Origin of the sequence: Kitasatospora sp. NPDC017646, from assembly GCF_044329365.1 — a bacterium.
In the GTDB taxonomy this organism is placed as follows: Bacteria; Actinomycetota; Actinomycetes; order Streptomycetales; family Streptomycetaceae; genus Kitasatospora.
Genome location: NZ_JBIRJC010000016.1, coordinates 148,295 through 172,488, shown reverse-complemented (window position 1 = coordinate 172,488; position 24,194 = coordinate 148,295). Strand labels below are relative to the sequence as shown.

Here is a 24,194-nt window from a genome sequence, read left to right as displayed (position 1 = left end):
CGGCCTATCGGCAGCGGCCTGTCCGCTCGTCGCAGCGGCGTCCGACCTCGCGGAGGGAATGGTGTTCATGAAGCATGCAGGCGGCAGGACTGCCGATCCCCGCCGGGCCCAGCTCGGCGAGACCGGCCGACGAGTGGCGCGGCGCAGGCAACTGCTCGGGCTCAGTCGCAGGCACCTGGCCGACCGGGCGGGCATGGCGCCGGGGTACTGCTTGAGGCGTGCGAAGCATCGCTCGACCACGTTGCGGTCGCGGTAGAGGACCCGGTCGAAGGTGTGCGGCCGACCGCCGAGGGCTCCGCGCCGTCGGCGATTGTCCACCTGGTCGCGGCGCTCGGGGATCGTGACGGCGATGCCACGGCGCCGCAGCAGCTGGCGGATCACCCGACTCGGGTCCCGCCGGCTCTTCGGCAGGAACGAAATCAGCCACTGCCCGGGCCGCGGTGCTGGCCCCGGATCGCGAGGTGGGTCACCGTTGATCCGCCGTTCAGCGGTCCGTTTTCACCCGACGCCGAGAGGTCCAAGCTCCCCGCCGGCCACTTCAAAGCCGCACTCGGTGCCCTTGAGCGTGAGATGGAGCGCGAGAGCGCCGACCGGACGCTCGCAATGCGGCTCCGGTATCGCCACCAGATGACTGGAATGGTCATCGGCGGCATCATCGCAGTGGGATCGCTGGGTATGACGGTCTACCTAGCCAAGGTGCAACCTTGGCTAGCGGGCGTCACCGGGCTCGGCGGCACCGCAAGTATCGCCACCGTAATCGCGATCTTCGTTATCCGCCGATCGCCCAGCGCGGCTGACCTGCGAATTCTCACCCAGCAACCGCAGTTTGCCCCTGTGCCGCCGCAGACGGCCGCTCCGACGACCGCACCGCAGGACCTTGCCGCGGATGGTACGACCCCGGCAGGTCCGTAGCAGACCGGGCGCGATCGCCGCGCGCTTCGACAAGCTCGTCGGCCGCTACCGCGCTGGAATCGCCCAACCCTCCTGATCCTCTGGCTCCTCGAACCGGCCAGAGGATCATTTATCAGACAGGCCTTAGAGGCCCTGGGCAAGCAGGAGTTCGTGGGCGAGGCGGGCGGCGCGGGCCGGACGTTCGGGGTCGGGCTCCTGGTCGGGGATCTCCTCCATGCCCTGGACGAGGGCGCGGATGGCCTGGCCGAGGGCCCGGACCTGGGCCTCCAACATCTCCACGCGTTCGACAGCGCTCTCGAGGTCACGGCCGGGAGGGTGGAGGCCGGTGGTCGGGGACTGCGGTGAGGGGTGCTGGGCCATGATCGAACTCCTGTGGGATAGGAATTACGCGGCGGGGGTGATCAAGCCGTAGTGACCGTCGTAGCGGTGGTAGAGGACGTTGCCCCGCCCGGTGGATTCGTCGGTGTAGAACACGAACGGCTGGTCGAAGGCATCGATGCGCCGTCGCGCGACCGCGGGATCCATCCGCGGCGCGGGGGTGGGGCTGACGGTCAGTGGTGCGACGACGGGGCCGAGCCGGTCGGAGTGGGGGTGGACCTGGGCGAGTCGGTAGCCAGTGGGCGCGGTGCGGTAGAGGACGCTGTCCTCGCCGGTGTTGATCTCGGTGAACAGGTGGAAGTCGTAGTCCATGGTGTCCATCTCGAAGGCGGCCTCGTCGACGCTCTCCTGGGCGAGGGAGAAGGATTTGTGCCGGATGATCTCGCGTTCCTCGGGCGGGCGGGGGAAGTAGTCGGGCCGGTGGGCGGGCTCGTCGCCGTGCCGCCACTCGTGCTCGCCGGCCTTCGGAACACTGCCGCGTCTGGCCTCCCAGTGTCTGCGTAGCCGGGCCAGTTGGAGGGCGAGGCGCTCGCGCAGCAGGGCGATGGCCTCGGTCATGGTTTCGGCGGCGACGTGGGCCCGGGCGGCGCGGCCGTTGACGTCGAGGTTGGCCTGGGCGACGAACGGGCGCTCGGTGGCGGGGTTGTGCGTGCGGGTGAGGCGGATGCGGACGGACAGGACGGGCTCGCGGACCTGGTCGAGGAGGGTGAGGACCTTGGTGCGGGCGAGGTCCGCCGCGTCGGGCGGAAGGTCGCCCTGGGCTTCGATCTCGACTTCGGGTGTCTGGCCGGCCACTGGTTCGGTTGTCATCGGATCTCCTTCGTTCACTGCTTCGGCCTCGCGGCTGCGGCCGAGCGGCGGTCAGGTGTGGCGGGTCAGGCCGCCGATCCCCTGCGCCGGTGCGCCGGGCGTTCCGGGTCGAAGGACCCGGACGTCGGCGCCGGAGAGCAGCGCGGACCGGACCGCGGTGTCCGCCAGGTCCGCGCGCACCATCGGTGTGCGGTCCGGGGGCAGGGATGCGGACTGGTCGGCGATGTCGGTGGGGCCGGGGCCGAACCAGGCGGTGCGGCGGCCGGCGAGGCCGTCGGTGATCAGCAGGGTGCGCAGTGCGCCGTCGGCGAGCGCGCGCATGGTCGCGTAGGTGCCCTCGACGGTGTGACCGCGGGGGGAGCGCTCGTCGTCGAGTCGGTGCAGCAGGGCTGCGGTTGCCTCGCGTCCGGCGCGGCAGGTCTCCGTCTCGACCTGGGCCATCCGGTGCGGCCAGGCACCGTCCGGGCTGCGGCTGCCGCTGACCGGCCGGATGGACACCTCGCGGCGGACCCATGCGGGCAGGTGCTTGGTGAGGTACTGGCGGGCGCGGACGTCGCCGGCCAGCATCAGCACGTGGGCGTCGACGTCGGCCAGGGCAATGCCGAGTGCTTCGGCGACCTTGACGGCGTTGTGCTCCCAGGAGTCCTCAGCCCGGTGCTGGTAGCGCATCTGGGACATCCCGCCGGGCTGGTTGCGCTCGATCTCGTCGTCCGGTCCGGTGACGGTCCGGCGGGCGCCCTCCGTGGCACCGTCGGGGTACAGGCGCAGGTCCGCTCCGGTGCGGTCGACGACGGCGACCACGTGCGCGGGGTGCTCCTGGCGCCAGGCCAGCAGTGGCAGCAGGTGCGGCAGGGGCGCCCGCAGGACCAGGTCCCCTTGCTCGCAGCCCGGCAGGACGGCCGAGTGCACCACCTCTCCGCCCGCCGCGAAGGCCGCGAGCACACCGGAGCCGGGCTGGGAGGAGAGGAAGCGCCGGGTCAGGGCGTCCAGCTCGTGGGCGCCTGCCCCCTGGTCGGCGAGGTTGCGGCAGAGTTCCTGCCAGCGTTCCTCGGCGTCCAGACCCATCTCCGGGCGCGGATCGAGGTCGAAGTAGACCGACACGAAAGGGCCGGGTACGGCAAGCAGCGCTCGCAGGGCCTGGGTGTCGGTCTCTGTTCCGGTAGTCATGTGAGTTCTCCTCGGAACGGTCCGCCTGCGACTGCGGGGACCACGACGACGGGGCAGGGAGCGTGTTCCACGCAGTGCCGACTCACCGACCCCAGCCGTGCCCCCTCGAAGCCGCCGTATCCGCGGCCGCCCCCACGACGACGCGGCGCACCCTTCGGTCCTCACCGGCCGAGGTGGACCTCGTTGCCTTTCCCACAACACCACCGTGCCCAGCCCACCCGCCTCGGTCCAAGGCCCGGTCGCCTCCACCGGATGGGGCCGCCCGGCCCTGCCCGTGCTCGGGAGCGCGACGCCGGGGGCTGATTCCCGGCGGTCCAGCCCGGACGCGGGGAACCGGAGCCGCCGTGCTGTGGCGTCGTGTGCCGACTGTCGGCCTCCGAGCGGGGCCTTGGTTGCGGGGCGCTGTCACGGCACGTGAACACGCTGACCAGAGACGGGAGTTGATGCCGGGCGGGCGAGTCTCCGATCGCGGTCGCGCGGTCGGCGCAGCAGTATGGAAGGAGAAGCACGAGCAACAAGGATGCCTCCACCACCTGATCCGGGCAGTTCCCGGCGTAGACCGAGGTCGTCCACCGCGTCCACGTTCCCGTCGTCGTCAGTTCCACCCGGGCACGAGGCCGCGCCCGGGTGAATCAGCGCCCACGGACCGTCTGGAGGAGAGCCGGCCATGCAGCACCGCGCCGTGCAGGACGTGATGACCCGGGACGTCGTCGTCGCCCACCGTGAGACCACGTTCAAGGAGATCGCCGGGCTGTTCCACCGCAACGACGTCACCGCCGTGCCGGTCGTCGACGACCAGGACCGCCTGGTCGGCATCGTGTCCGAGGCCGACCTGATCCGCAAGGAAGCCGGACTGCTCGAGGAAGACCACCCGGTGCTCCGCCGGCTCCACCCGCACGAGCGCCACCGCGCCGAGGCGGAGATCGCCGAGGAGATGATGACGAGCCCGGTCGTCACCGCACGCGCAGGCTGGACCCTGGCCGAGGCCGCCCGGGTGATGCACCGCAAGAAGCTCAAGCGGCTGCCCGTGGTCGACGCGGAAGGCCGATTGACCGGCATCGTCAGCCGCAGCGACCTCCTACGGCCGTTCCTGCAAGACGACGCCTCGATCCTTGAGGAGATCACCCACGACGTCCTGCTCAACGCGCTGTGGCTACCGGCGGACGCCGTAGAGGTCACCGTCGATGACGGCGTCGTCACGTTGACCGGCACGGTCGCACGCAAGAGCCTCATCCCCGTCATCGAAGGCATGTGCCGCTCGCTGGACGGAGTGGTCGCCGTCCGCCAGGCACTCGGCTTCGACGTCGACGACACCCGCACCGACACCACGAAGTCCACAGAGCGCGGCATCGGCCCGCCCCCGGCACCCCACCACTGAGCGACCCCGTCCGAACGACCCCGCGGCCGGGAGGCACCACGGTCGTCCCGGACTTCTACTGGAGCTGACAGCTGCCGCCGAACGATGGGACGTCCAGCCGTGGGATCCGCCACCGCCGTCGCCCGCCCGAAGACGCTCTTCGACCGCACGGCCGAATGGGACGCCCTCGCCGCCTTCGCGAACGATCCCCGGCCCGGGCCGGCCATCGGCGTGGTGACCGGGCGGACCTCAGCACACTTCGCTCTCCTGGGTTGCCCGCCCCTTCTCCCGCGACAGCGGGCCAGTCCTTGCTGCAGCAGGCCGCCGGACGGACCGACTGCCGGCAAAGCCGCCGCCCATCAGCGGCGGAAGAGAACAACGAAAGGGGGGCTCTGTCCGCATCTCGCCATATATATGATCATCACGGCCGCCACCTCCCGGCGAGTCCCTTATTCGACCACCTGTCAGGCGGTTCCGGCGAAGGCAGCGGCTGAACGCCCCGCCGCGGCGACCGGGTCCCGCGCCCGAACCGCGGTCCTCCGCCGGTGGCCTCCCCGCCACGGTGGGCGCCCCGGCGGTGAGCGGGGACGAGGTGGAGCGCCTGTTCGCCGCCGCTCTGCTGGCCGGGCTGATCGCACCGGCGGAGTACCGGGAAGCCATGACCGTCCTGGCCCGCGCCCACGACGCCGACCGACCGCTCGCCGTACCGCTGTGGTGAGCTCGCACAGACGGCCCGCGACAGCCGGGAACACGCGGGAGGCGCGATGACGAACCCACGGATCCTCCCGGGCACGGCCCATCCCGAGCTCGGCGACGCCGTCTCCGAGGCACTCGGCACCGAGCCGGTCGAGTGCGAGGTGGAACGCTTTCCCGACGGCGAGTTGCAGCCCGTCGTCGGCCATGTCCGCGGCGAGGACGTGTACGTCGTCCAGCCCACCGGTCGCGACGTGAACGAGCACCTGATCGAACTCCTGCTGCTCCTCGACGCATGCCGCCGCGCAGGCGCGCGCCGAGTCACCGCCGTCGTCCCCTACTTCGGCTACGCCCGCCAGGACCGCCGCACCCGGGCCGGGCAGTCGGTCGGCGCCCGCGTGGCGCTCGACGCCCTGGCGGCCGCCGGTGCCGACCGGCTGGTCGTCGTCGACCCGCACACCCCGACCCTCGAAGCGATGAGCAGCATCCCCGTCGAGACGCTCAGCGCGGTACCGCTGCTCGCCGCCGCGCTGGCCGAGCACACACCCGCAGCCGCCGTGGTGGTCTCGCCCGACCTCGGCGCCGTCAAACTCGCTGAACACTACGGCGAGTTGCTCGGCCGGCCGGTCGCCGTCGTCCGCAAGACCCGCCTGTCCGGCAGCAACGTAAAGGCCGAGGAACTGGTCGGCGATGTCGTCGGCCGGCCCGCGGTGATCGTCGACGACATGATCAGCACCGGCGGCACCGTCAGGGCGGCCGTCAAGGTCCTGCTGGCCCATGACGCGGCACCGGACATCACCGTCGCCGCCACCCACCCCCTGCTCGTGGACCGCGCCACCGACCGGCTCGCCCGGCTACCGATCAGCCGCCTCGTGGTCGCCGACACCGTCCCCCCGCCCCGTATCCCCACGCTGCCCCACCGCGTACGCACCGTGGCGCCGCTGCTCGCCGAAGCCATCGCTCTGCTGCACGGCGGCGAGCCGTTGGACACCCTTCTGCTGCGCGGCTGACGCACTCCGCCCAACCCGCCGCTCCACGCCCCCGCATCCACCTCGGGCAGCCTCTGGCTCGGCAGCGCCCGGGGCACCAGGCAGGACGCGGCCACCCCCTTCCCGGGCTCAGATCTTCTCCAAGCCCCTGGCTCATCACCGCCGGGTGACCCGGCGATCGGGGCCGCCTTCCGCCGCGACCATCGTCAGCCCTTAACAACACCCAGCGGCACCAGGCGGGCGACGAGCCGGGCGAGCCCCGCGCCCCCGGTGGCGGCGGCAACGGCGTCGACGTCCTTGTACGCCTCGGGCGCCTCCTCCGCGAGCCCGCGCCACGACGACGGGCGCACCGCGATGCCGCTCGCCTCCAGTTGGTCGCGCAGCCGCTCGCCGCGCACCATGCGCAGCGCGTGGTGGCGGCTCCAGACGCGGCCGGCGCCGTGGCAGGCGGAGTGGAAGGCGTCGTTGCCGGGCAGGCCGACCATCACGTAGGAGGCGGTGCCCATCGTGCCGGGGCCAGTACCGGCTGGCCGGCGTCGGCGAGGTCCTCGGGCAGGTCGGGGTGGCCGGGCGGCAGTGCGCGGGTGGCGCCCTTGCGGTGGACGCACAGCGGTCGTTCGACGCCGTCCACCTCGTGTGTCTCGAGTTTGGCGGTGTTGTGGGAGATGTCGTAGATCAGTTCCAGTCCCGCCCCGGCGGCTGTGGCGAAGGCGCGGCGGGTGGCCTCGGTGAGCAGTTGCCGGTTGGCGCGGGCGTAGTTGGCGGCGGCGGCCATCGCGCCGAGGTAGTCGCGGCCGGGCGGGGAGTCCACGGGTGTGCAGGCGAGCTGCTGGTCGGGGACGACGATGCGGTAGCCGTGCATCGAGCGGTCCATGGTGCGGACGTGGTCGGTGCAGACCTGGTGGCCCAGTCCCCGCGAGCCGCAGTGGATCATGGCGCAGACCTGGCCGGTGTGCAGCCCGAAGGCGGCGGCGACGTCGGGGGCGTAGAGGTGGTCGACGGTTTGTACTTCAAAGGAAGTGGTTGCCGCTGCCGAGGCTGCCGACCTGGTGGAGGCCGCGTTCCACGGCCCGGTTGCTGACCTGTCCGGGGGCGGCGCCTGCGAGGACGCCGTGGTCCTCGCAGCGGGCAAGGTCGCGTGGGACGCCGTGGCCGTGCTCGACGGCGTAGCGGGCGCCGCCGACCAGCAGGTCGTCCATCTCCTCGGTGCCCGACAGCTTCCACAGGCCGCCGCGTCCCATGCCGCGCGGGATGGTGGTGTCCAGGATGTCCATCAGGTGCCGCATCCGGTGGTGGCCGAGTTCCTCGCGGTCGATGCCGGCGGCCAGCAGCCGTACGCCGCAGGAGATGTCGAAGCCGACGCCGCCGGGCGAGACGACCCCTCCGTGGGCGATGTCGGTGGCGGCCACCCCGCCGATCGGGAAGCCGTAGCCCCAGTGCACGTCCGGCATGGCGAAGGAGGCGCGGACGATGCCGGGCAGGGTCGCCACGTTCGCCACCTGTTCCAGCGCCTTGTCGCCCGCAGCCTGCGGCAGCAGCTCCCTGGACGCGAACACCACCCCGGGTACCCGCATCTGATCCCTCTGCTCGATACGGAAGCGGTAGGGGCTCTCCTCGACAAGCGTGATCTCCACGTCACTCATCTCCAGTCGACCGTCAGCCGCCCGGCCCGCTCGCCCACGTCGGTGCCGAACTCGGCGCAGGCGGCGGTGAACCGCCCGCGAATCCACTCCCACTCCTCGCCGCGAGCAAGGCGGGTGTGGCAGAAATCGAGGAACAGGGGCAGCGCCTCCAGCCGGACCGGGGCCAGATGTGCGGGCTCGAGCCCGTCGAAAGTGACCAGGAACAGCAGCCCCAGGTCGTTGCGCAGCGCCGGGTGGACGGCGTAGTCGTCGACGAAGTCGCCCATGTCGTAGATGATCCGGTCGGCGACGCCGTGGAAGACGTGGGCGGAGTGCCCGGCGACCAGCGTCGCACCGGCCGCCAGCAGCTGTGGGGCCGCCGCGAGCACGTGTGCCGGCGGCCGCGAGGTCATGTTGGGGCCCCAGTGCGCCGTGACCAGCACGACATCCGTCTCCCGCGCGGCCCGGGCCACCAGCGAAGCCAGCCAGTCGGGCACGCCACTGTGAAGGTCGGCCCAGGCCACCCCCGGACGCTGCCCACCGGCCGCGTAGTCCTCCGGGTGGTCCGTGACACCGACCACCGCCAGCCGCGCCCCGCCTGCTTCCAGCACCGCGAACTCCCGTGCCGCCAGAACGTCCCGACCTGCGCCCACCGTGCGAACGCCTGCGCGCTCCAGCAGGCCTCGGGTGTCGACGAGGGCGTCGTAGCCGTAGTCCAGGGCGTGGTTGTTGGCCAGGGTCACGCAGTCCACGCCCAGCTCGGCGAGCACGTCGGCGGCGGCGGGAGGGGCGCGGAAGAAGAACGGCTTGTACGGGTTCGGCCAGCGGTTCCCCCGGTCGGAGATGCAGCACTCCAGGTCGAGCACGACGAGGTCGGCTTCCGCGAGTGCCCGCCGTACCTCTGTGGCGAACAGTGCCTGCGGCGTCGGCGAGCGCCGCAGATGCTCGGCCACGCCGCGCCCGAGCATCGTGTCACCGGCCAGTGCCACCGTGAGCGCCATTCTTCCGCCCCGTTTCCCCATCGTGTTCAGACGTCGAGCGTCACCTGGCAGCTCCAGCCCTCGCGGCCGCCGGTCAGGTGGAGGCGGTGCAGCGAGACGGCCTTGGGCACCGCCCCGATCTGTTCGGCGGTGTCGGCTTCCGCCATCGTGAAGCGGACCGACACCGCCCGGCCGCCCCCGGCGGCGCGGACCGTTTCGACCTCCGTGTCGAGGGGGATCTCGCCGTCGACGTCCATCCGGTAGATGACCTCCTCCAGGACGGACACCAGCAGATCCTCGTCGCTGTCCGCCGTGACCGCGCACACGCGCTCCCCAGCCGGCCGGGCCCCGGAGGTGTCCGCGAAGCCCTCGACCACGGCGCGCACCGCCTCGCGGACGCAGCCCTCCGCAGTCGGCGCCCACGCCTCCACTCGCAGGTCCGCCGTGTGCGCCACAGCCCGATGACCGCTCCGTGGCCCCTGCTGCCCGGTCACCGGCGACAACTCCCCTCGTGCCCATCTGCGGCTGAAACCGCTCACCCTTCCAGGCTCATCCCTCGCACCACCGCAGGCAATCCGTGCCAGGTACCGCAGGCGGACACGGCCACGAAGCGCTCGGCAGGCCTTACCCTCCCCGGCAGACACGCGCCAGGTGCCCGACGACCGGCTCTCGGGATGCGAAGCCTCCACAACCAGGACAACTCTGGAGGGGACGGCCCCCGTCCACTGGGCGCTGTCCGACGAGCCCTGGCCGGAACGGATCGGCACATTCGACGTGATTCCGGCGGTTCGCCAGTCGCCGGGTCGCGCTCCCACAAGCCCGGAACCCGCACCACCGAGGAGGCAACTGCGCGACCGGCTCCCGACCGACGTCGTGGCTCACCTCGGCGCGCAGCTGCCGACCCTCGTCCGGGGCGTCTTCTACGAGGGCTGGAACCCGCACCCCACACCGGCGAAGTTCGACCGGCAGGAGTACCTCGACCGTTTCTCCCACGAGGCCTCCCTCCCGGCCGAGGATGCCGAGGACATCGTCCGCGCCGTCACCCGAGCCGTGTTCCTGCACATCCCACCGGAGCAGCTGGAGCACGTCTTCGACACGCTTCCGCACGATCTGCGGTCACTCGTCACCCCTGCGGCATAGGGGCTGCGCAGATAGGCGGGGTGGGGTGCCGGGTAGTGAGGCGGGCACAGGTGTACGTGATCATGGAGTTGCGACGCTCTGTGATCACTGGGGAGACCTGTGCCCGTCCTTCGAGGATGGCTGACTGACCCGCTGTGGGACCAATTCGCGGCGCTGCTGTCCGAGCGTCCCGCGGTCGGTCCGGCCCACCCGCTGTGTAGCGCCGTGGGATCAGGAGCCGATCTTGTCAAGCTCGGCGAGATCGTCCTCGGAGAGCGGAAGTGCCGCACCGGCGACGTTTTCGCGCAGGTGTGCCACCGATGAGGTGCCGGGGATCAGCAGGATGTTCGGCGACCGCTGCAGCAGCCAGGCCAGGGCGACGGACATCGGCGTCGCGTTCAGCCGGGTGGCTACGGCCGTGAGCGCCGAGGACTGCAGCGGGCTGAAGCCGCCGAGGGGGAAGAAGGGCACGTAGGCGATCCCCTGCTCGGCTAGATCGTCGATCAGACCGTCGTCGTGACGGTGGGCAAGGTTGTACATGTTCTGCACGCACACGATCGGCGCGATCGAGCGTGCCTCGGCGACCTGTTCCGCCGTCGCGTTGCTCACGCCGAGGTGCCGGATCAGGCCCTGCCGCTGGAGGTCGACGAGCGCCCCGAACGCCTCCGCGAGCGAACCGGGCACGGGGCCCTGGGCGTCGCCGAGCCGAAGGTTGACCACGTCCAGCGTGTCGAGGCCGAGGTTCTCCAGGTTCTCGGTGACGGCCCGGCGCAGCTCTTCAGGCTTTCGTGCCGGAGGCCAGCCTCCCTCCTCGTCGCGGGTCGCGCCGACCTTGGTCACGATGTGCAGCGAGTCGGAGTACGGGTGCAGCGCTTCGCGGATCAGCTGGTTGGTGATGTGCGGCCCGTAGGCATCGGCGGTGTCGATGTGGGTGATGCCGAGGCCGACGGCCTCGTGGAGAACAGCGAGTGCCCCGTCGCGGTCGGCGGGCGGACCCATGACCCAGGGGCCCGCGAGCTGCATGGCGCCGTAGCCGAACCGGGTGACGGTCAGGTCGCCCAGGGTCCAGGTGCCGCCGGGAAGCGAGGTGGAGGGGGTGCTCATGGTGTGCCTTTCGTGTCGAGCCAGGGGATGGTGCCTGACGGCGCCTTGCACCACTATTAGTGCGTAGCTTTATATCGGGAAGTAGGCACTTCGAAGTGCGTAGGGCACCCGCGGGTGAGAGGAACGGTCCATGGCGACGATGACGGCGGCCCAGCAAAGGGCACAGGCCAAGGTGGAGTACGACGCCTTCGTGGCAGCCTGCCCCAGCCGCAAGCTGCTCGACCGGATCTCGGACAAGTGGGTCACGCTGATCCTGGCCGCGCTCGGCAGCGACAGCGCGCATCAGCCCGGCGCCGGCTGCGCCGGCGGGCCCCGGGTGATGCGCTACTCAGAGCTGCAGCGCCTGCTGGCCGGCGTCAGCCAGAAGATGCTCACCCAGACGCTGCGCTCCCTGGAGCGCGACGGCCTGGTGTCCCGCACCGTCGTACCGACCGTGCCGGTCACGGTGTCCTACGAGCTGACCGATCTCGGCCTGTCGCTGTACGAGATGATGCGCGGCCTCAAGGCATGGGCCGAGGTGCACATGGACGAGGTGCTGGCCAACCGCGAGACCTACGACACCCGCGGCGCCTGAACCACAACAGGGCTGCTGATCAGCGCCGAACGGTCTGCGCGGAAGAGGCCGGGCAGATGGGCGGGGCTCATGGGCGTCGATCCGGTCGTAGGACTCCAGCGCGATCTGCTTGAGCCGGGCGAAGACGCCAAGCCGGATCCACTCGTCGCGGCGGTTGCCGAGCAGGTGGTGTCGGCGATCGCCTGGTACGAGCAGCCGAACCGCAGCAGTTGCAGTAACTTGTCGAACACGATCCGGTCACCGATGGGTGGCCGGTGACACCCCAGCGGGTGGGCCGGATCGACCGCGGGACGCTTGGGCAGCAGCGCCGCGAATTGGTCCCACAGCGGGTCGGTCAGCCATGCTGGAAGGACGGGCACAGGCCACGACCCGCGCACCCACCCCGGCGCCGTCCGCTACACCAGCCTCAGCCACCAGGGCGCCCTCGCCCAGGGCGCCCGGGTGACGGACACCACCGCCTTGGTCCTCACTGCCGAACACCACCTGACCGTGCACGTCTTCGACGCCGCCCCACCGGTGCGATGCGCGCGATCTGCCAGGACCGCGACATCGGCACCCGTATCTCCGGCCGCGATCCGGCCGGGCAATCCCGGCAGCATGAGGCGGCGGTCCTGGGCCCGGCAGCCCTGGCGGCAGGCCCGTACGGCCCTGTGCCAGCCCTCGCGGCGGGAGGACAGTGGAGGCTCGAAGGCGTTCGGGGAGCCTTGGGAGAGGTCAGGATGCACGGGTCCGTGCGGCTGGGCAGGGTCTTCGGCATACCGCTGCGGATCCACTGGAGCGCGCCCGTCCTGATCCTGTTCCTCGGCGTCGGCCTGGCGGGGCAGACGCTCCCCGCGTGGGTCCCCGGCCGCTCCTCCGTAGCCTACGGCTTCGCTGGCCTGGCCGGGGCCCTGCTGCTCACTGTGAGCCTCCTGCTGCACGAAACGGCCCACGCGGTCACCGCACGCCGCGCGGGCATTCGCGTCGACGACATGACCGTCTTCGCGCTCGGCGGCGTCACGCGGATGGGACGTCCCCCGAGCCCACGGCTGCAGTTCGCCGTCGCCGGGATCGGGCCGCTCACCAGCCTGGTACTGGGTGGGCTGTCCCTGGCCGCCGGGCTCGGCGCGCTGCACACCGTGCACTGGGCGATGCCCTCGGCGGTACTGCTGTGGACCGGCTGGACCAACCTGCTGCTCGGTGTGTTCAACCTGCTGCCCGCCGCGCCCCTGGACGGCGGCCGACTCCTCCAGGCGGCGGTCTGGTGGCGCCGGGGCGACCGCGAACGCGCCGAGCGCGTCGCCGGCCGGGCCGGCCAGGCCGTCGGCCTCCTGCTGTCAGCCGCCGGCTGGGTAGAACTGCTCTACGGCAACGGAGCCGGAATCTGGTTCGTCCTCATCGGCCTGTTCATGTGGTCCTCCGCCACGGCCGAGGTCCGCCGCGCCGCGCTGGTGGCCGCGCTACGCGGCGTCCGGATCGGCCAGGCCATGATCCCCGCGACCGCCGCGCCCGACTGGCTCACCGCGGACCGCCTCCTCGCCGACCCCGCCGCCCGCGCCGCTCACCAGCCGATGGTCCCCCTGGTCGACGTCGACGGCCGAGCGAGCGGCCTGCTCGACCTGCGCCGCCTCACAGCGGTCCCGCCCGCCCACCGTGGCGAGGTGCGAGCCCGCGAGTTCGCCACACCGCTGTCGCGATGCCTGACCGCCGCACCGCAGGACGATCTCGTCGAGGTCCTGGACCGTGCGGCCGCTCCGCCACCGGTCCTCGTCCTGGACGACGGCCGACTGGCCGGGATCGTCACCGCCGAGGTCCTCGACCGGCTGGCCCGCAGACGCCTTGCCACGACTGGGACCACCCCGCGCTGATCCCGGCGTACGACCGATCGGCGGTCTCCGCGGATACCGCGGGGCGGGGCGCAGAACCGGCATCGGAGCAGATGCCTGCCACCGCCGACGGCCTTGGCCTGCCCTGGAATTCGTGTCGCGCGAACCGGGCCGGGGCCCGAGGCGCCGCCGGACTCGGGGCCGGGTGGCCCTGGCCCGCGGAGGCCACCGGGCCGCCCTACGGGGCGGCCGAGGAAGCCAGGCGGTGACCCGCGTTCGGCAGGCGCGGCGGCTCTGCGTCAGCGACCGCGCATGATCACGACTGGACACGGGGCGTGCTGGGCGCAGTGCTGGCTGACGGAGCCCAGCAGGGCACCGGTGAAGCCGCCGACCCCGCGGCTGCCCACCACCAGCAGCCTTACGTCGTCAGCCGCGGCGGCCTTCAGTAGCGCCTGAGCCGCAGTGCTCTCCTCCACGCGGGTGGTGAAGTCCACCGGGGGTTCGGTGCCCACCGCCTTCTCGATGCTCTCGGCCAGGACCTTCCCTGCGATGTCCGCGAGCACCTGCTCCTCGACGGCCGGGACCTTGCTGCCCCACCCGGAGAACGGCGGCTCCCAGGCGAGGACGGCCTCCACGCCTGCGCTTGTACGCGGCGTCCAGGTACGGGTGCGCCCGCCGACACCCCGGCGAGCGTGCCGAGTGTGGACAGGTCGATCGGCGCTCCGGCGCGGACCAGTTCGCCGATGGCGTAGTCATCCAGGCCACCGCCGGCCGTGATCCGGACCCTCGGCAGCCCGGCGGCATCCGACAGCACACGGCCGCCCGGCCATGGAAGGCGTGCCGGACGGTTGGCGCCGGCCGGCTCGGGAACGGTCTCGGCCGACTCCCTGCTCATTCCTCCGCGCCGGGCCCAGCACGCCCCGCGTCCCGCGCGGGAACCCGGGCGTGATCCGGCGGCTCGCGGGACGGGGTGGGTAGCGGCTTCGCGCCGAGGATGGCGAGTACGACCTTCCCGTCCACGGTCTCTTCCGCCATGAGCAGCGCGGCGAGTTCGTCCAGGTGCTGGCGGTGTCCGCGCAGGAGGGCCACCGCCCGCTGCTCGGCCTGGCGCAGCAGCCGGGCGACTTCTTCGTCGACCGTGCGCTGGGTCTGCTCGGAGTAGGGGCGGTGCAGCCGGTCGTCGGGGTTCTCGCCGAGGTACTGGGGGGTGCCGGCCGCGTAGCCGACGGGTCCCAGGGCTGAGGAGAGGCCGAACTCGCGGACCATGCGGGTGGCGACCGAGGTGGCGCCCGCGAGGTCGTTGGCGGCGCCGGTGGAGCCCTCGCCGAAGACGATCAGTTCCGCGGCCCGGCCGCCGAGTTGGACGGTGAGCAGGTCGTTCAGGTAACTCTGGCTGTAGAGGTGCCGTTCGGCCTCGGGGAGTTGTTCGGTGGCGCCGAGGGTCGTGCCGGCGGGCAGGATGGTGACCTTGGCGACCGGGTCGGCGTGTTCGCACAGGGCGGCCATCAGGGCGTGGCCGGACTCGTGCACGGCGACCGCATGGCGCTCCTCCGGGAGCAGGGCGTTGGAGGACTCGCGGCGGCCGAGGAGGACCCGGTCGCGTGCGGTGTCGAGGTCGCGCGCGGTGATGACGGTGCGCTCGGCCCGTACGGCGTTGATGGCGGCCTCGTTGACCAGGTTGGCCAGGTCCGCGCCGGAGAAGCCGGGGGTGCCCCGGGCGATGCGGTCCAGGTCAACGTCGGCGGCGAGGGTCTTTCCGAGGGCGTGGACGGCGAGGATCGCCGAGCGCTCGGCCTGGTTCGGCAGCGGGACGGTGACCTGCCGGTCGAAGCGGCCGGGCCGCAGCAGCGCCGGGTCGAGGGCGTCGGGGCGGTTGGTCGCGGCGAGCACCACGATGCCGGTGGACTGGTCGAAGCCGTCCGTCTCGGCGAGCAGCTGGTTGAGGGTCTGTTCGCGTTCGTCGTTTGCCGCCGAGCCGCGCGCCGCCGGCGCGCCGGCCGCCGACCGCGTCGATCTCGTCGATGAAGATGATCGACGGTGCGCGCTTGCGAGCCTCCTCGAACAGGTCGCGGACCCGGGAGGCGCCGACGCCGACGAACATCTCGACGAACGCGGAGCCGGTCACGGAGAGGAACGGCACCTCGGCCTCGCCGGCGACGGCGCGGGCGAGCAGGGTCTTGCCGGTACCGGGCGGGCCGACCATGATCACCCCGCGCGGCCCCTTCGCGCCCGCGGCGGCGTACCGGCCGGGGCTGCGCAGGAAGTCGACGACCTCGCTGACCTCCTGCTTCACACCCTCGTAGCCGGCGACGTCGGCGAAGCGGGTGTTCGGCCGCTCCGCCTCGATGATCTTCGCGCGGGACCGCCCGACCGTGCTCAGGCCGCCGCCCATCGTTCTCGTCGCCGTCCGCCCTGACCAGAGGAGGAGCCCCAGGAGGATGAGCATCGGCAGGAACGCGAGCAGGGCGGTCAGCGCCGAGCCTCCACTGGTGGTCTTCGCCGTGATCACGACGTGCTGGGACTGCAGCTGCCGGCTGAGCCCGCTGGTGTCCAGCGCGGTCGGGATCTGGGTGGTGAACTTGGTGCCGTCCTTGAGGGTGCCGCTGACCGCGCCCTTGTCGGTGATCTCGACGGTCTTGACCTGGCCCGCGTCCACCCTGCCGGCGAAGTCCGTGTAGGCGTAGCGCGTCCCCGTTCCGGACGGAGCCCGGGACAGCAGGACGAACAGCGTCACGGCCACGGCGATCGGCAGGATCCACCGCCGCCAGCTCGGTGGCTCCTGCGCCGGCTTCGGCGCGGGCTTCGGCGGGTCGGACGGTGGCCCGGGTCTGGCCCGCCCGGTCGGATGCCGGGCGGGGAAGCGACTGCGCGTGATCATCACGTACCTCCGCCCCCATCGTCCGCCACCGGGAACACCGCAGGCAGGGCCGACCGGACCACCCGACCGGGCCCGCCGACCCTGCCGCACTCCGGGAATGTGGCACTGGGCTGAACCCGCCGGAGGGCCGCGGCGCAGCACAGCCTCAGAAGCTTGGAGCCGCGGTGCTGCCCGGAGTCGCGTGTCGGCCGCCTGCGTCCGATCGGGGCCGCAGCCGTAGCGCACTGTCACAGCACGTGAACACTCCGACCGGAGACGGGAGTTGATGCCGGACGGTTGGCTCCGATCGCGGCCTCGCGGTCGGCGCCGCAGCATGGAGGAAAGGGATCAGCCGAGCGAGGAGGATGCGAGATGGCCGGCGATCTGCTTCAGCGGCGTGCGCACTGGTGGCCGTCGTTCTCGGAGCTGTTCGAGGACTTTCCCGCGGACCTGCGGATGGGCGAGCACCTCATCCGGGTCGAGGAGTCCGAGGAGGACGGGGCCTACGTGGTGAAGGCCGAGCTTCCGGGGATCGACCCGGACAAGGACGTCGAGATCACCTTCGAGGGCGGGGTCCTGACCGTCCACGCCGAACGCAGCGAGGAGAAGAAGGAGAAACAGCGTTCCGAGTTCCGCTACGGCTCCTTCACCCGCAGCATCCGGCTGCCCGAAGGCGTGAAGGAGCAGGAGATCACGGCCAGTTACGACAACGGCGTGCTGACCGTGAAGGCCCCGATCGGTGAGGTCGAGAAGCCGACCCGACGGATAGAGATCTCCAGAGGAACCTGACACACGACCAGAGCGGGGCCTGGCCGGACCGCTTCCGGGGCCGGCGGGGCCCGCTCGTCCGCCCGCCTCAAGCTGTCGGAAGGTGCTCTGGCCTGTCGCGGTCGGACATGTTGTCCCCCAAGCGGGCAGTGGCTGAACGGCCCGCCTCCGCGGGCCGGTCGGCCCGATCCGACCGGACAGCGACGGTCCGATCCTCGGCCCCGCCGCCTCGCTCAGCTGGGAAGCCGCTTGGACCAGCGCGGCTCGACCTGGCTCCACTCCGCGTCCCACTGGGCGTAGCGGTGGTGGTCCAGCACGCGGACCGAGCCCTTCCAGGCGGCCAGGCACAGGAGTGAAAGGGTTCCGGCGGTCATGGCGGCGGTCGTCCAGGCGGCCGCGGCGGCCTGGACGCGGGTGATGGGCGCGGAGGTGACCGCGTCCTGGTGGTCGACCCATAGCGGGACGGGGGTACCGGCCCGTTCTCCGGGCCACACCCGGACGGTGGCGGTATGAGTGGTGCCGTCGGCTGCCGTCCAGGCGGCGGTTGCCGGGACCTGGCTGTAGTCGTTGTTCGACGGGACGGGCGCGGCGGCGGTCAGGTGCGCGGTGACGGTGTGCCGGGCCGAGGACTGGACGTGCCCGGTGTGCATCTGGGCTCGGTAGGTCAGTAGGCCGGCACTGACCGCGGCGGCGGGAAGGCCGATGACCATGACGGCGAGCAGGATGCGGGCGAGCCACCACTGGATGCGGTCCGAGGTCCGCCGTACCGGGTTGTGCCGGTTCGGATGCGTGGACATGGTGTCCGCCTCCCACCCTTCCTGGGGCATCGGCTGGGCTGTCTTCCATCCTTGACCTCAGGGCCTCGCCGGTCATGGTCCAGGTGGCCCATATCGGACCGAAGACCGGCCCTGAACGGACAGGGCCGACTATGCGAACGAGACCTGGTCACGCGCTGATAGGGCCGGTGGGTCCCTATCCGCGTGACAGTCCGTCTGGCGACGGGGGCTACGCTCGTCCGTCTTCCGGCCGGTTGGGACGTGGGGGGTGTGTAGGTGCGGCCCTCGCTCCCCCATTCGCCCCACGGTGGCCGGTGGCCGGCGTCGATCGCACGCAGGCTGGGGCGGCCGATGTGGGCGAACACCAGACGCCGCACGCCCCGCCGCTGGGCTTCGGCGGCGACATCGCGGACGCTCATGTGACCGCCGACGCCGCCGTGGAAGCGGATCGGCCGATCCCAGCCGGAGGCCTCGGCGAACATCAGGTCGGCTCCGGCGGCCCAGGCGGGGAACTTCCAGCACTCCGGTGCCCACACGGCAACCAGGCCGTCGGCCTCGATCCGGCAGCCCCAGGCGGGATGTGAGGTGTGCACGACCGGACACGCCCGGACGACCAGCCCGTCCAGGTCGAGGTCCCCCGCGTGGAGGACGAGTCCGTGCTCGGCTGCCATTCGGTGCATGGCGGAACGGAGTTCCGCGTGTTCGTCCGTCACCAGCCAAGCGTCCAGGCTCACCGGGGGTTCTGCGCCCGGGCCGTCGTCGAAGGCCACGGCACTCCGGCCGTGGCGCAGCAGAAGTCCGGCGGGCGCGTACCGGGGGAGTTCATGGCGCCCACGCCCAGCAGCGTCAGGTGCGGGCCCTTTCCGCGCGACCTGCGGGCGGGGGGTGTCGGCATCGCCGCGCCTGCCAAGCGGCGTGGCGGTCCGGGGCAGGGAACTCGGGTGCGGTCACTTCGGGTGGTGAGCTGCGGAGTGTGGTCCGGGCATGCCGCGTGTCGCGGCGGTGCTGATGTCGATGTGGCTGTCGTCGGACGTGTGGTGGAGCGTCTGGTGGACGACCACGACTCCGTCGACGCCGCGGCAGAGGCGCTCGATGATGGGGACGAGGCTCTTGCGTTCGACCGTCCCGGTCAGGGTGACGACGCCGTTGTCGACGGTGACGTCGACGGCGTCCGGCGGGAGCCAGAGCGTGTGGTCGAGGATGTCCTCGACGATCTCCTTGCGCAGCATGTCGTCCGGGCGCAGGAACGGCCGCAGCAGGTCGCGGCGGCTGAGGATGCCGACCAGGCGGCCGTCGCGGTCGGTCACCGGCAGGTGCTTGACGCTGCGGCGGTCCATCAGCCGGGCGGCCTCCACCAGGGTCCATTTCGGGCCGTGCCGTGACGGCCGGGCTGCTCATCAGGGTGTCGGCGTTCTCGGCCTCGGCGCGGGACCTGCCGTGGGGAGGGAGCCAGCGCGCCTCGGGGCGGCCGGTGGCGTCCGGTCGGTGGGCCTGCGCGCGGATGAGGCGGTGTCACGGTGCGCGACGACCACCTCCCGGGTCATCACGTCCTGGACGGTGCGGTGCATGGTCTTCGCTCCTTCTCGGGCGCGCGGGTGGCCTCTTGCCTCAGTCATGCGGGATGACGGCGAGCGGGCAGGGCGCGTGGTGGATGGCGGCCTGGGTGACGGGGCCGATCCGAGGTGCCAGGGTGGTCCGGTACCCGCCGCGGCCGACCACGAGCAGACGCGCTCCGGTCGCGGCGTCGACGACGGCCCGGGCGGGGCTGTCGTGGCTGAGCCGCTCCACCACGTCCACGCCCGGGAACTTCTCCCGCCAGGGGCGCAGCGTCGCGCTCAGTTCGTGGCGGTCGGCCTGCTGGACGGTCTCGTCGGGCGAGCCCTGCCAGGTGGTCAGGGACGGGCGGCGACTGGTGGCGTGGACAGCCAGCAGTGAGGTGTGCCGTCGGTCGGCGGCGTCGAAGGCGACCTCCAGGACGTGGTCGTAGCCGGAGCGCTGGCTCACGGCGACGGCGACCGGCCCGGACTGAGCGGCCGGGGTCAGGGTGCCGTCGGGGTCGTCGTGGGCGCGGACGAGCACGACCGGGTGCTCGGCGCGGGCGACGGTGTACAGGGCGAGCGAGCCGACCAGGTAGCCCCCTGCGGTGCCGATGCCCTGTGAGCCGAGTACCAGCAGTTGCTCGTCGCCCGCGGCGGACAGCAGGGCGGCGGGAGTGGCGGCGGGCAGCAGTTCGGTGGTGAAGGAAACGTCCGGGTAGTGCTCGCGCAGCTCGCTCTCCGCGTCCCGGAGAATGCGCTGCCCCACGGCTGTCCGAACCTCCCCGCTCGGGAGGTGCGGCGCCGCGACAGGGCTGAGCAGCCACAGGTGCAGCAGCCGTACGGGCAGTCCGCGCAGTTGGGCCTCCCGCGCTGCCCACCGGGCGGCCGACAGGCTTTCGGGGGAGCCGTCGAGGCCCACGGTGATCTCCGGTCGCATGCGAGTTCGCCTCCTACGAGGTGTCCGGGCCGACGAGGCTGTGCGGCAAGCGGCTGGGCCGGCCGCCTGCCCGCGCTGATCAGGACGTCAGTCGGCCTGCTTCTCATCGTGGCCCCGCGGAACCGTCCCGACATGGGCCGGTGGGCCCATACCGGGACAGTGATGGACCTTGCCCGTGCCGGGTCCGAGCTGGCGAAGTCGCCCGGCCCGGGCAGCCCGCCCCCTGGTCACCGGCCCGCCGGTTCAAGCGGGCGGCGCGCCCGGCACGACGAGGACGGGCAGGTGGGCGTGATAGACGATCTCGGTGCTCGTCGAGCCGAGTGCGAGACGGCCCCAGAGGCCTGCGCCGCGGGACCCGACCACGAGCAGGCCCGCGTCCTGGCTCGCGTCCAGCAGGACCTGCGCGGGGCGGCCGCGCTCGCAGTGGACCTCGACCTCGACGAACGGCTCGCCGACCTGTCGGCGCAGTTCCTCGACGGAGTCCGTCACCTCGCGGGCGACCACGTCGTGCAGGTGCGTCACCGGCTCACCGCTCGTGCGGGGCTGGACAGGCGTGCTCAGGCCGGACGGGTCGGCGTGGCCGGAACCGTAGGCGTGCACGGCCCGTACCGACGCCGCGCACCTGGGCCTCGCGCAGGGCGAAGACCACGGCCTGGCGGGCGGGCTCCGAACCATCCGTGCCGACCACGACGGGACCGGCGGAGCCCGGTGTGGGAGTGCTGCTCACGGGGGCCTCCAGGGCGCGCGCCTCGACTGTCCGTACGGACCGGCGCGACGGATCCGGATGCTCCGAGGGCGTGCGGTCGCCGACTGGCCCGCCTGCTTTCATGCTCCCCCGCCGCCACCACCGCGGCACGTCCGCCCCCGGCGCCCGGCGTCCGTCCGGGAGTCGGCGGACGGCCGCGGCGCTCCGGCTCGGTCACTCGCGCGCGTCCGGCGGCAAGAGGATCGTGGAAAGCGGCGGGCCGGCGCGGGGTCCGGGTCCGGCCGCGATCCCGGAAGAGGTGGATCATGTACTTCGTCGATCGTGTGGACGCGGGGCGGCGTCTCGCCGAGCGGGTCAGGCACCTCGCGGGCCGCGAGGTGATCGTCCTCGGGCTTCCCCGCGGCGGTGTTCCGGTGGCAGCCGAGGTCGCGAAGGCGCTGCACGCCCCGCTGGACGTGATCGTGGTGCGCAAGCTCGGCGTGCCGTTCCAGCCCGAGCTGGGCATGGGCGCGATCGGCGAGGGCGGGGTGCGCATCGTCAACGACGCGGTGATGCGGGCAACCCGGACCACCGAGCAGGACCTCGCCGAGGTGGAGGCGCGGGAGCGGATCGAGCTCGACCGAAGGGCACGGCGGTACCGCGGTGACCGGCCCCGCACTGAGCTCGCCGGCCGTACGGCGATCGTGGTGGACGACGGGATCGCGACCGGCTCGACCGCGCTGGCGGCGTGTCTGATCGCCAGGAACCAGGGCGCGGCCCGCGTGGTCCTCGCCGTCCCCGTCGCCCCACCGGGCTGGACCCGCAGACTGGCGGACGCGGCGGACGAGCTGGTGGCGCTGTCGACGCCCGGGGAGTTCTACGGGATCGGGCAGTTCTACGAGGACTTCGCGCAGACCACCGACGCCGAGGTGATCGCCTGCCTGGACGAGGCCGCCGTCCGGATGGCCGGTGGCCGGCCACCCGACCCCGCCTCGCGGCTGCCCGCTCGGTCCGTTCCGGCGAGGGCCGACGATCCGGAAGTGGTCGTGGACGCCGGGCCGGTGCGGCTCGGCGGCCAGCTGACCGTACCCGAGGGGGCGGCGGGGATCGTGGTGTTCGCCCACGGCAGCGGCAGCAGCCGGCACAGTCCGCGCAACCGGTTCGTCGCGGGCGCGCTGAACCGGGCGGGTCTGGCCACCCTGCTGTTCGACCTGCTCACCGAGGAGGAGGCGTTCGACCGGGCGAACGTTTTCGACACCGCGCTGCTCGCCCGACGCCTGACCGACGCCACCCGCTGGCTGCACGGCCGCGACGACGTCGGCGGGCTCGCGGTCGGCTACTTCGGGGCCAGCACCGGAGCCGCCGCGGCACTGTGGGCGGCCGCGGAACCGGCCTCCACGGTCCGGGCGGTCGTCTCCCGCGGCGGGCGGCCCGACCTCGCAGGCCCCCGCCTGCCCGCCGTCACCGCACCCACCCTGCTCATCGTCGGCGGCGACGACCACGTGGTCCTCGACCTCAACCAGCAGGCCCAGGCACGGCTGCACTGCGAGAACCAGCTCGCCGTCATCCCGGGCGCCACTCATCTGTTCGAGGAACCCGGCACACTCGAAGAGGCCGCGGACCTGGCCGCGCAGTGGTTCACCGCCCACCTCGCCCCGGCGCCGGACCGCGCACCCTGAGGCCGACGCCCCGCAGCCGACCCGACCGACGGCGCCGGCGGCAGGAGAACAGCACCAGCAGGAACCCGCCGACGTACGCCGCGAGAACACCCCACCCCAGGTGCCCGGCCGGGGCGAAGCCGCCAATGGCCAGTCGGGCCAGGGCGGGCAGGACCACGGCCAGGCCGCAGGCGAGCAGAACGGCCGCCCCGCGCCCACCGCCTCCCGGGCCTGCGGCAAGGCGGCGCAGCGGCCGCTGCGCCCGTTGCACGGCCAGGGTCAGCGGGGCGAGCAGAAGGGCCAGGGCGGCGAGCCAGAGCGGCCGCAGTGCCCACCACTGCCAGGAGCCGACAGCGGGCTGGGGCGCGATCCCGGGCGGGTAGAGCGTGATCGTGACGATCACCACCGGGACGGGGTGCCACAGGTAGACCGTCATCACCGCCCGGTTGAGGCGGGCGAGCCGGTCCTGCCGCTTCGCGGTGGCGAGCAGACGCTGCCCGGAGGGCTCCGCCGCCAGGAGGAGGCCGCACTGCGCGGCGGCGAAGGCGAGCAGGGCGATGGACGGCGGCGTGGTGTTGCCGGCGCGGCTGCCGGTACCGACCATGTCCACCGGGAACGGGCCCCAGGCCAGCAGACCCGCGAGGAGGACGGCGCCGGCTGCGGCCAGTGCGAACGGGCGTCGACCGCTGGTGAGTTGACCGTCGTACCAGGTGAATCCCCACTGGTGCATGGAGCCCCACACCAGCAGGTAGTTGGCGAAGCCGACCACTGGCAGACGCGGGCCGAGTACCGCGAGATCCACGGCCGCGGCGGCGACCGCCATCACAAAGGGCACCCGGAGACCCCATCGGTGGTGCGCGGCAAGAAGTACGGGAGTGAGGGCGATCAGCAGCAGGTAGACCGGCAGGAACCACAGGTGCAGGGCGATGTACCAACCGGTCAGCGCCAGTTCACTCGCACCGGCGCCGCTCGCCCGGGCGGCGGTGACCCCGAGGAAGGCGGCGGCCAGATACACCGTGGCGGGCCAGAGCAGCCGGAGGGCCCGTCGGCGCACCCAGCTCACCCAGTCGCCGCCGTGGCTGCGGTGCTCGGTCCAGGAGGCCGCGTTGGCGAAGCCTCCGACCAGGAAGACGGCGGGCATCACCTGGAAGAGCAGGGTGAGCCAGCGGCCCCAGGCGACGTACTGCAGCGCGTCCTGACCCGAGAGCTGCCCGCTCTGGTAGGTGGGGTTCGTCAGCAGCCAGTGGCCGAGGACGACCGTGCCGATCGCCCCCACGCGCAGGAGGTCCGCGTAGCGGTTGCGTTCCACGGTCCGCCTCCCCGGCCACGGACGGTCCGGGCCCACGCGCTGCGGGGACGATCACGCGCAGGAGCCCGGCGCGGACGGATCTCGGCGTGCTCCCCTTTGCGGGCGTCGGCGATTCGCAACGGCGCGCCCCTCTCAACCCGGGCCAGGGGTGCCCTC

Annotated in this window: 23 protein-coding genes and 7 pseudogenes; 11 read left to right on the top strand and 19 right to left on the bottom strand. The window is 72.5% G+C overall.

Annotation, left to right across the window (positions count from 1 at the left end):
- Positions 1-204: 204 nt before the first annotated feature.
- A pseudogene (locus tag ACH4J0_RS24860) lies at positions 205-387 on the bottom strand (IS5/IS1182 family transposase); the annotation flags it as partial.
- Between the two features lie 183 nt (positions 388-570).
- Here ACH4J0_RS24860 and ACH4J0_RS24855 point away from each other — a divergent pair.
- Together ACH4J0_RS24855 and ACH4J0_RS24850 are read left to right on the top strand one after the other, a co-directional pair.
- Positions 571-912 carry a hypothetical protein gene (locus ACH4J0_RS24855; RefSeq protein WP_396242741.1) on the top strand — a complete coding sequence of 114 codons (342 nt, stop codon included), beginning with the start codon at positions 571-573 and terminating at the stop codon, positions 910-912.
- Positions 913-922: 10 nt separating this feature from the next.
- Positions 923-1,039 (top strand): annotated as a pseudogene (locus ACH4J0_RS24850) (IS5/IS1182 family transposase); the annotation flags it as partial.
- Here ACH4J0_RS24850 and ACH4J0_RS24845 read toward each other — a convergent pair.
- From ACH4J0_RS24845 to ACH4J0_RS24830, 4 genes and pseudogenes are all read right to left on the bottom strand, one after another.
- A complete protein-coding gene (locus tag ACH4J0_RS24845; protein ID WP_396242740.1) occupies positions 1,036-1,272 on the bottom strand; it encodes a hypothetical protein in 237 nt (78 codons plus the stop codon). The pseudogene ACH4J0_RS24850 and the gene ACH4J0_RS24845 overlap by 4 nt on opposite strands.
- Before the next feature lie 24 nt (positions 1,273-1,296).
- Positions 1,297-2,100: an HPF/RaiA family ribosome-associated protein gene (locus ACH4J0_RS24840; RefSeq protein WP_396242738.1), complete on the bottom strand. Its 804-nt coding sequence runs from the start codon at positions 2,098-2,100 to the stop codon at positions 1,297-1,299.
- Positions 2,101-2,151: 51 nt separating this feature from the next.
- Positions 2,152-3,267, bottom strand: a complete 1,116-nt coding sequence (locus tag ACH4J0_RS24835; protein WP_396242737.1) for a Vms1/Ankzf1 family peptidyl-tRNA hydrolase — start codon at positions 3,265-3,267, stop codon at positions 2,152-2,154.
- Positions 3,264-3,386 (bottom strand): annotated as a pseudogene (locus ACH4J0_RS24830) (universal stress protein); the annotation flags it as partial. The pseudogene ACH4J0_RS24830 and the gene ACH4J0_RS24835, both read right to left, overlap by 4 nt.
- A 548-nt stretch (positions 3,387-3,934) precedes the next feature.
- Here ACH4J0_RS24830 and ACH4J0_RS24825 point away from each other — a divergent pair.
- The 3 genes from ACH4J0_RS24825 to ACH4J0_RS24815 all read left to right on the top strand — a co-directional run bounded on the left by ACH4J0_RS24825 (position 3,935) and on the right by ACH4J0_RS24815 (position 6,327).
- Positions 3,935-4,645: a CBS domain-containing protein gene (locus ACH4J0_RS24825; RefSeq protein ID WP_396242736.1), complete on the top strand. Its 711-nt coding sequence runs from the start codon at positions 3,935-3,937 to the stop codon at positions 4,643-4,645.
- Between the two features lie 556 nt (positions 4,646-5,201).
- On the top strand, positions 5,202-5,342 hold the full coding sequence (locus ACH4J0_RS24820) for a hypothetical protein (RefSeq protein ID WP_396242735.1): 141 nt from the start codon (positions 5,202-5,204) through the stop codon (positions 5,340-5,342).
- A gap of 46 nt (positions 5,343-5,388) precedes the next feature.
- Positions 5,389-6,327, top strand: a complete 939-nt coding sequence (locus tag ACH4J0_RS24815) for a ribose-phosphate diphosphokinase (protein WP_396242734.1) — start codon at positions 5,389-5,391, stop codon at positions 6,325-6,327.
- A gap of 185 nt (positions 6,328-6,512) precedes the next feature.
- On the opposite strand, the pseudogene ACH4J0_RS24810 reads toward ACH4J0_RS24815, so the two are convergent.
- From ACH4J0_RS24810 to ACH4J0_RS24795, 4 genes and pseudogenes are all read right to left on the bottom strand, one after another.
- Positions 6,513-7,264, bottom strand: a pseudogene (locus ACH4J0_RS24810) (RtcB family protein).
- A 52-nt stretch (positions 7,265-7,316) separates the two neighbouring features.
- Complete coding sequence (locus tag ACH4J0_RS24805) at positions 7,317-7,940, bottom strand: RtcB family protein (RefSeq protein WP_396242733.1); 624 nt, start codon at positions 7,938-7,940, stop codon at positions 7,317-7,319.
- 5 nt (positions 7,941-7,945) lie between these two features.
- Positions 7,946-8,929, bottom strand: a complete 984-nt coding sequence (locus tag ACH4J0_RS24800) for a CapA family protein (protein WP_396242732.1) — start codon at positions 8,927-8,929, stop codon at positions 7,946-7,948.
- 26 nt (positions 8,930-8,955) lie between these two features.
- Positions 8,956-9,363, bottom strand: a complete 408-nt coding sequence (locus tag ACH4J0_RS24795; RefSeq protein WP_396242731.1) for an archease — start codon at positions 9,361-9,363, stop codon at positions 8,956-8,958.
- A gap of 196 nt (positions 9,364-9,559) precedes the next feature.
- On the opposite strand from ACH4J0_RS24795, the gene ACH4J0_RS24790 reads away from it, so the two are divergent.
- Both ACH4J0_RS24790 and ACH4J0_RS24785 read left to right on the top strand, forming a co-directional pair.
- Entirely contained in the window at positions 9,560-10,048 is a 489-nt protein-coding gene (locus ACH4J0_RS24790) for a DUF2267 domain-containing protein (RefSeq protein WP_396242730.1), read from the top strand.
- A gap of 99 nt (positions 10,049-10,147) precedes the next feature.
- Positions 10,148-10,243 (top strand): annotated as a pseudogene (locus ACH4J0_RS24785) (IS5/IS1182 family transposase); the annotation flags it as partial.
- Positions 10,244-10,258: 15 nt separating this feature from the next.
- Here the strand turns inward: ACH4J0_RS24785 and ACH4J0_RS24780 are convergent.
- Positions 10,259-11,131, bottom strand: a complete 873-nt coding sequence (locus tag ACH4J0_RS24780; protein WP_396242729.1) for an aldo/keto reductase family oxidoreductase — start codon at positions 11,129-11,131, stop codon at positions 10,259-10,261.
- 130 nt (positions 11,132-11,261) lie between these two features.
- On the opposite strand from ACH4J0_RS24780, the gene ACH4J0_RS24775 reads away from it, so the two are divergent.
- Positions 11,262-11,705: a winged helix-turn-helix transcriptional regulator gene (locus ACH4J0_RS24775; protein ID WP_396242728.1), complete on the top strand. Its 444-nt coding sequence runs from the start codon at positions 11,262-11,264 to the stop codon at positions 11,703-11,705.
- Between the two features lie 78 nt (positions 11,706-11,783).
- Here ACH4J0_RS24775 and ACH4J0_RS24770 read toward each other — a convergent pair.
- Positions 11,784-12,064, bottom strand: a pseudogene (locus ACH4J0_RS24770) (IS5/IS1182 family transposase); the annotation flags it as partial.
- A gap of 360 nt (positions 12,065-12,424) precedes the next feature.
- On the opposite strand from ACH4J0_RS24770, the gene ACH4J0_RS24765 reads away from it, so the two are divergent.
- Positions 12,425-13,552, top strand: a complete 1,128-nt coding sequence (locus ACH4J0_RS24765) for a site-2 protease family protein (RefSeq protein WP_396242727.1) — start codon at positions 12,425-12,427, stop codon at positions 13,550-13,552.
- Between the two features lie 257 nt (positions 13,553-13,809).
- On the opposite strand, the gene ACH4J0_RS24760 is transcribed toward ACH4J0_RS24765, so the two are convergent.
- From ACH4J0_RS24760 to ACH4J0_RS24750, 3 genes and pseudogenes are all read right to left on the bottom strand, one after another.
- Entirely contained in the window at positions 13,810-14,145 is a 336-nt protein-coding gene (locus ACH4J0_RS24760) for a universal stress protein (RefSeq protein WP_396242726.1), read from the bottom strand.
- A gap of 256 nt (positions 14,146-14,401) precedes the next feature.
- The gene (locus ACH4J0_RS24755; protein ID WP_396242756.1) at positions 14,402-15,445 is read right to left on the bottom strand and encodes an AAA family ATPase; all 1,044 of its coding nucleotides are present in this window, start codon (positions 15,443-15,445) and stop codon (positions 14,402-14,404) included.
- Between the two features lie 118 nt (positions 15,446-15,563).
- Positions 15,564-16,388, bottom strand: a pseudogene (locus tag ACH4J0_RS24750) (ATP-dependent metallopeptidase FtsH/Yme1/Tma family protein); the annotation flags it as partial.
- A 351-nt stretch (positions 16,389-16,739) separates the two neighbouring features.
- On the opposite strand from ACH4J0_RS24750, the gene ACH4J0_RS24745 reads away from it, so the two are divergent.
- Complete coding sequence (locus ACH4J0_RS24745) at positions 16,740-17,156, top strand: Hsp20/alpha crystallin family protein (protein WP_030555660.1); 417 nt, start codon at positions 16,740-16,742, stop codon at positions 17,154-17,156.
- A 212-nt stretch (positions 17,157-17,368) separates the two neighbouring features.
- On the opposite strand, the gene ACH4J0_RS24740 is transcribed toward ACH4J0_RS24745, so the two are convergent.
- The 4 genes from ACH4J0_RS24740 to ACH4J0_RS24725 all read right to left on the bottom strand — a co-directional run bounded on the left by ACH4J0_RS24740 (position 17,369) and on the right by ACH4J0_RS24725 (position 20,986).
- Positions 17,369-17,932: a hypothetical protein gene (locus ACH4J0_RS24740; protein ID WP_396242725.1), complete on the bottom strand. Its 564-nt coding sequence runs from the start codon at positions 17,930-17,932 to the stop codon at positions 17,369-17,371.
- A 926-nt stretch (positions 17,933-18,858) separates the two neighbouring features.
- Complete coding sequence (locus tag ACH4J0_RS24735) at positions 18,859-19,269, bottom strand: BON domain-containing protein (protein WP_396242755.1); 411 nt, start codon at positions 19,267-19,269, stop codon at positions 18,859-18,861.
- A 250-nt stretch (positions 19,270-19,519) separates the two neighbouring features.
- On the bottom strand, positions 19,520-20,386 hold the full coding sequence (locus ACH4J0_RS24730; RefSeq protein WP_396242724.1) for a universal stress protein: 867 nt from the start codon (positions 20,384-20,386) through the stop codon (positions 19,520-19,522).
- A gap of 243 nt (positions 20,387-20,629) precedes the next feature.
- Positions 20,630-20,986 carry a universal stress protein gene (locus ACH4J0_RS24725; RefSeq protein ID WP_396242723.1) on the bottom strand — a complete coding sequence of 119 codons (357 nt, stop codon included), beginning with the start codon at positions 20,984-20,986 and terminating at the stop codon, positions 20,630-20,632.
- Positions 20,987-21,397: 411 nt separating this feature from the next.
- Here ACH4J0_RS24725 and ACH4J0_RS24720 point away from each other — a divergent pair, with 411 nt between their 5' ends.
- Positions 21,398-22,750 (top strand): phosphoribosyltransferase family protein, encoded by a 1,353-nt coding sequence (locus tag ACH4J0_RS24720; RefSeq protein WP_396242722.1) that lies wholly within the window; start codon positions 21,398-21,400, stop codon positions 22,748-22,750.
- On the opposite strand, the gene ACH4J0_RS24715 is transcribed toward ACH4J0_RS24720, so the two are convergent.
- Positions 22,710-24,038 carry an acyltransferase gene (locus tag ACH4J0_RS24715; RefSeq protein ID WP_396242721.1) on the bottom strand — a complete coding sequence of 443 codons (1,329 nt, stop codon included), beginning with the start codon at positions 24,036-24,038 and terminating at the stop codon, positions 22,710-22,712. The genes ACH4J0_RS24720 and ACH4J0_RS24715 overlap by 41 nt on opposite strands.
- Positions 24,039-24,194 lie beyond the last annotated feature (156 nt).

What these genes read in the sequence shown, in the direction of transcription:
- ACH4J0_RS24765 (WP_396242727.1), top strand. Translation starts at nt 12,425, where the DNA reads ATGCACGGGTCCGTGCGGCTGGGCAGGGTCTTCGGCATACCGCTGCGG.
- ACH4J0_RS24835 (WP_396242737.1), bottom strand. Translation starts at nt 3,267, where the DNA reads ATGACTACCGGAACAGAGACCGACACCCAGGCCCTGCGAGCGCTGCTT.
- ACH4J0_RS24855 (WP_396242741.1), top strand. Translation starts at nt 571, where the DNA reads ATGGAGCGCGAGAGCGCCGACCGGACGCTCGCAATGCGGCTCCGGTAT.
- ACH4J0_RS24745 (WP_030555660.1), top strand. Translation starts at nt 16,740, where the DNA reads ATGGCCGGCGATCTGCTTCAGCGGCGTGCGCACTGGTGGCCGTCGTTC.
- ACH4J0_RS24720 (WP_396242722.1), top strand. Translation starts at nt 21,398, where the DNA reads ATGTACTTCGTCGATCGTGTGGACGCGGGGCGGCGTCTCGCCGAGCGG.
- ACH4J0_RS24730 (WP_396242724.1), bottom strand. Translation starts at nt 20,386, where the DNA reads ATGCGACCGGAGATCACCGTGGGCCTCGACGGCTCCCCCGAAAGCCTG.
- ACH4J0_RS24775 (WP_396242728.1), top strand. Translation starts at nt 11,262, where the DNA reads ATGGCGACGATGACGGCGGCCCAGCAAAGGGCACAGGCCAAGGTGGAG.
- ACH4J0_RS24815 (WP_396242734.1), top strand. Translation starts at nt 5,389, where the DNA reads ATGACGAACCCACGGATCCTCCCGGGCACGGCCCATCCCGAGCTCGGC.
- ACH4J0_RS24840 (WP_396242738.1), bottom strand. Translation starts at nt 2,100, where the DNA reads ATGACAACCGAACCAGTGGCCGGCCAGACACCCGAAGTCGAGATCGAA.
- ACH4J0_RS24845 (WP_396242740.1), bottom strand. Translation starts at nt 1,272, where the DNA reads ATGGCCCAGCACCCCTCACCGCAGTCCCCGACCACCGGCCTCCACCCT.
- ACH4J0_RS24825 (WP_396242736.1), top strand. Translation starts at nt 3,935, where the DNA reads ATGCAGCACCGCGCCGTGCAGGACGTGATGACCCGGGACGTCGTCGTC.
- ACH4J0_RS24800 (WP_396242732.1), bottom strand. Translation starts at nt 8,929, where the DNA reads ATGGCGCTCACGGTGGCACTGGCCGGTGACACGATGCTCGGGCGCGGC.
- ACH4J0_RS24780 (WP_396242729.1), bottom strand. Translation starts at nt 11,131, where the DNA reads ATGAGCACCCCCTCCACCTCGCTTCCCGGCGGCACCTGGACCCTGGGC.
- ACH4J0_RS24740 (WP_396242725.1), bottom strand. Translation starts at nt 17,932, where the DNA reads ATGTCCACGCATCCGAACCGGCACAACCCGGTACGGCGGACCTCGGAC.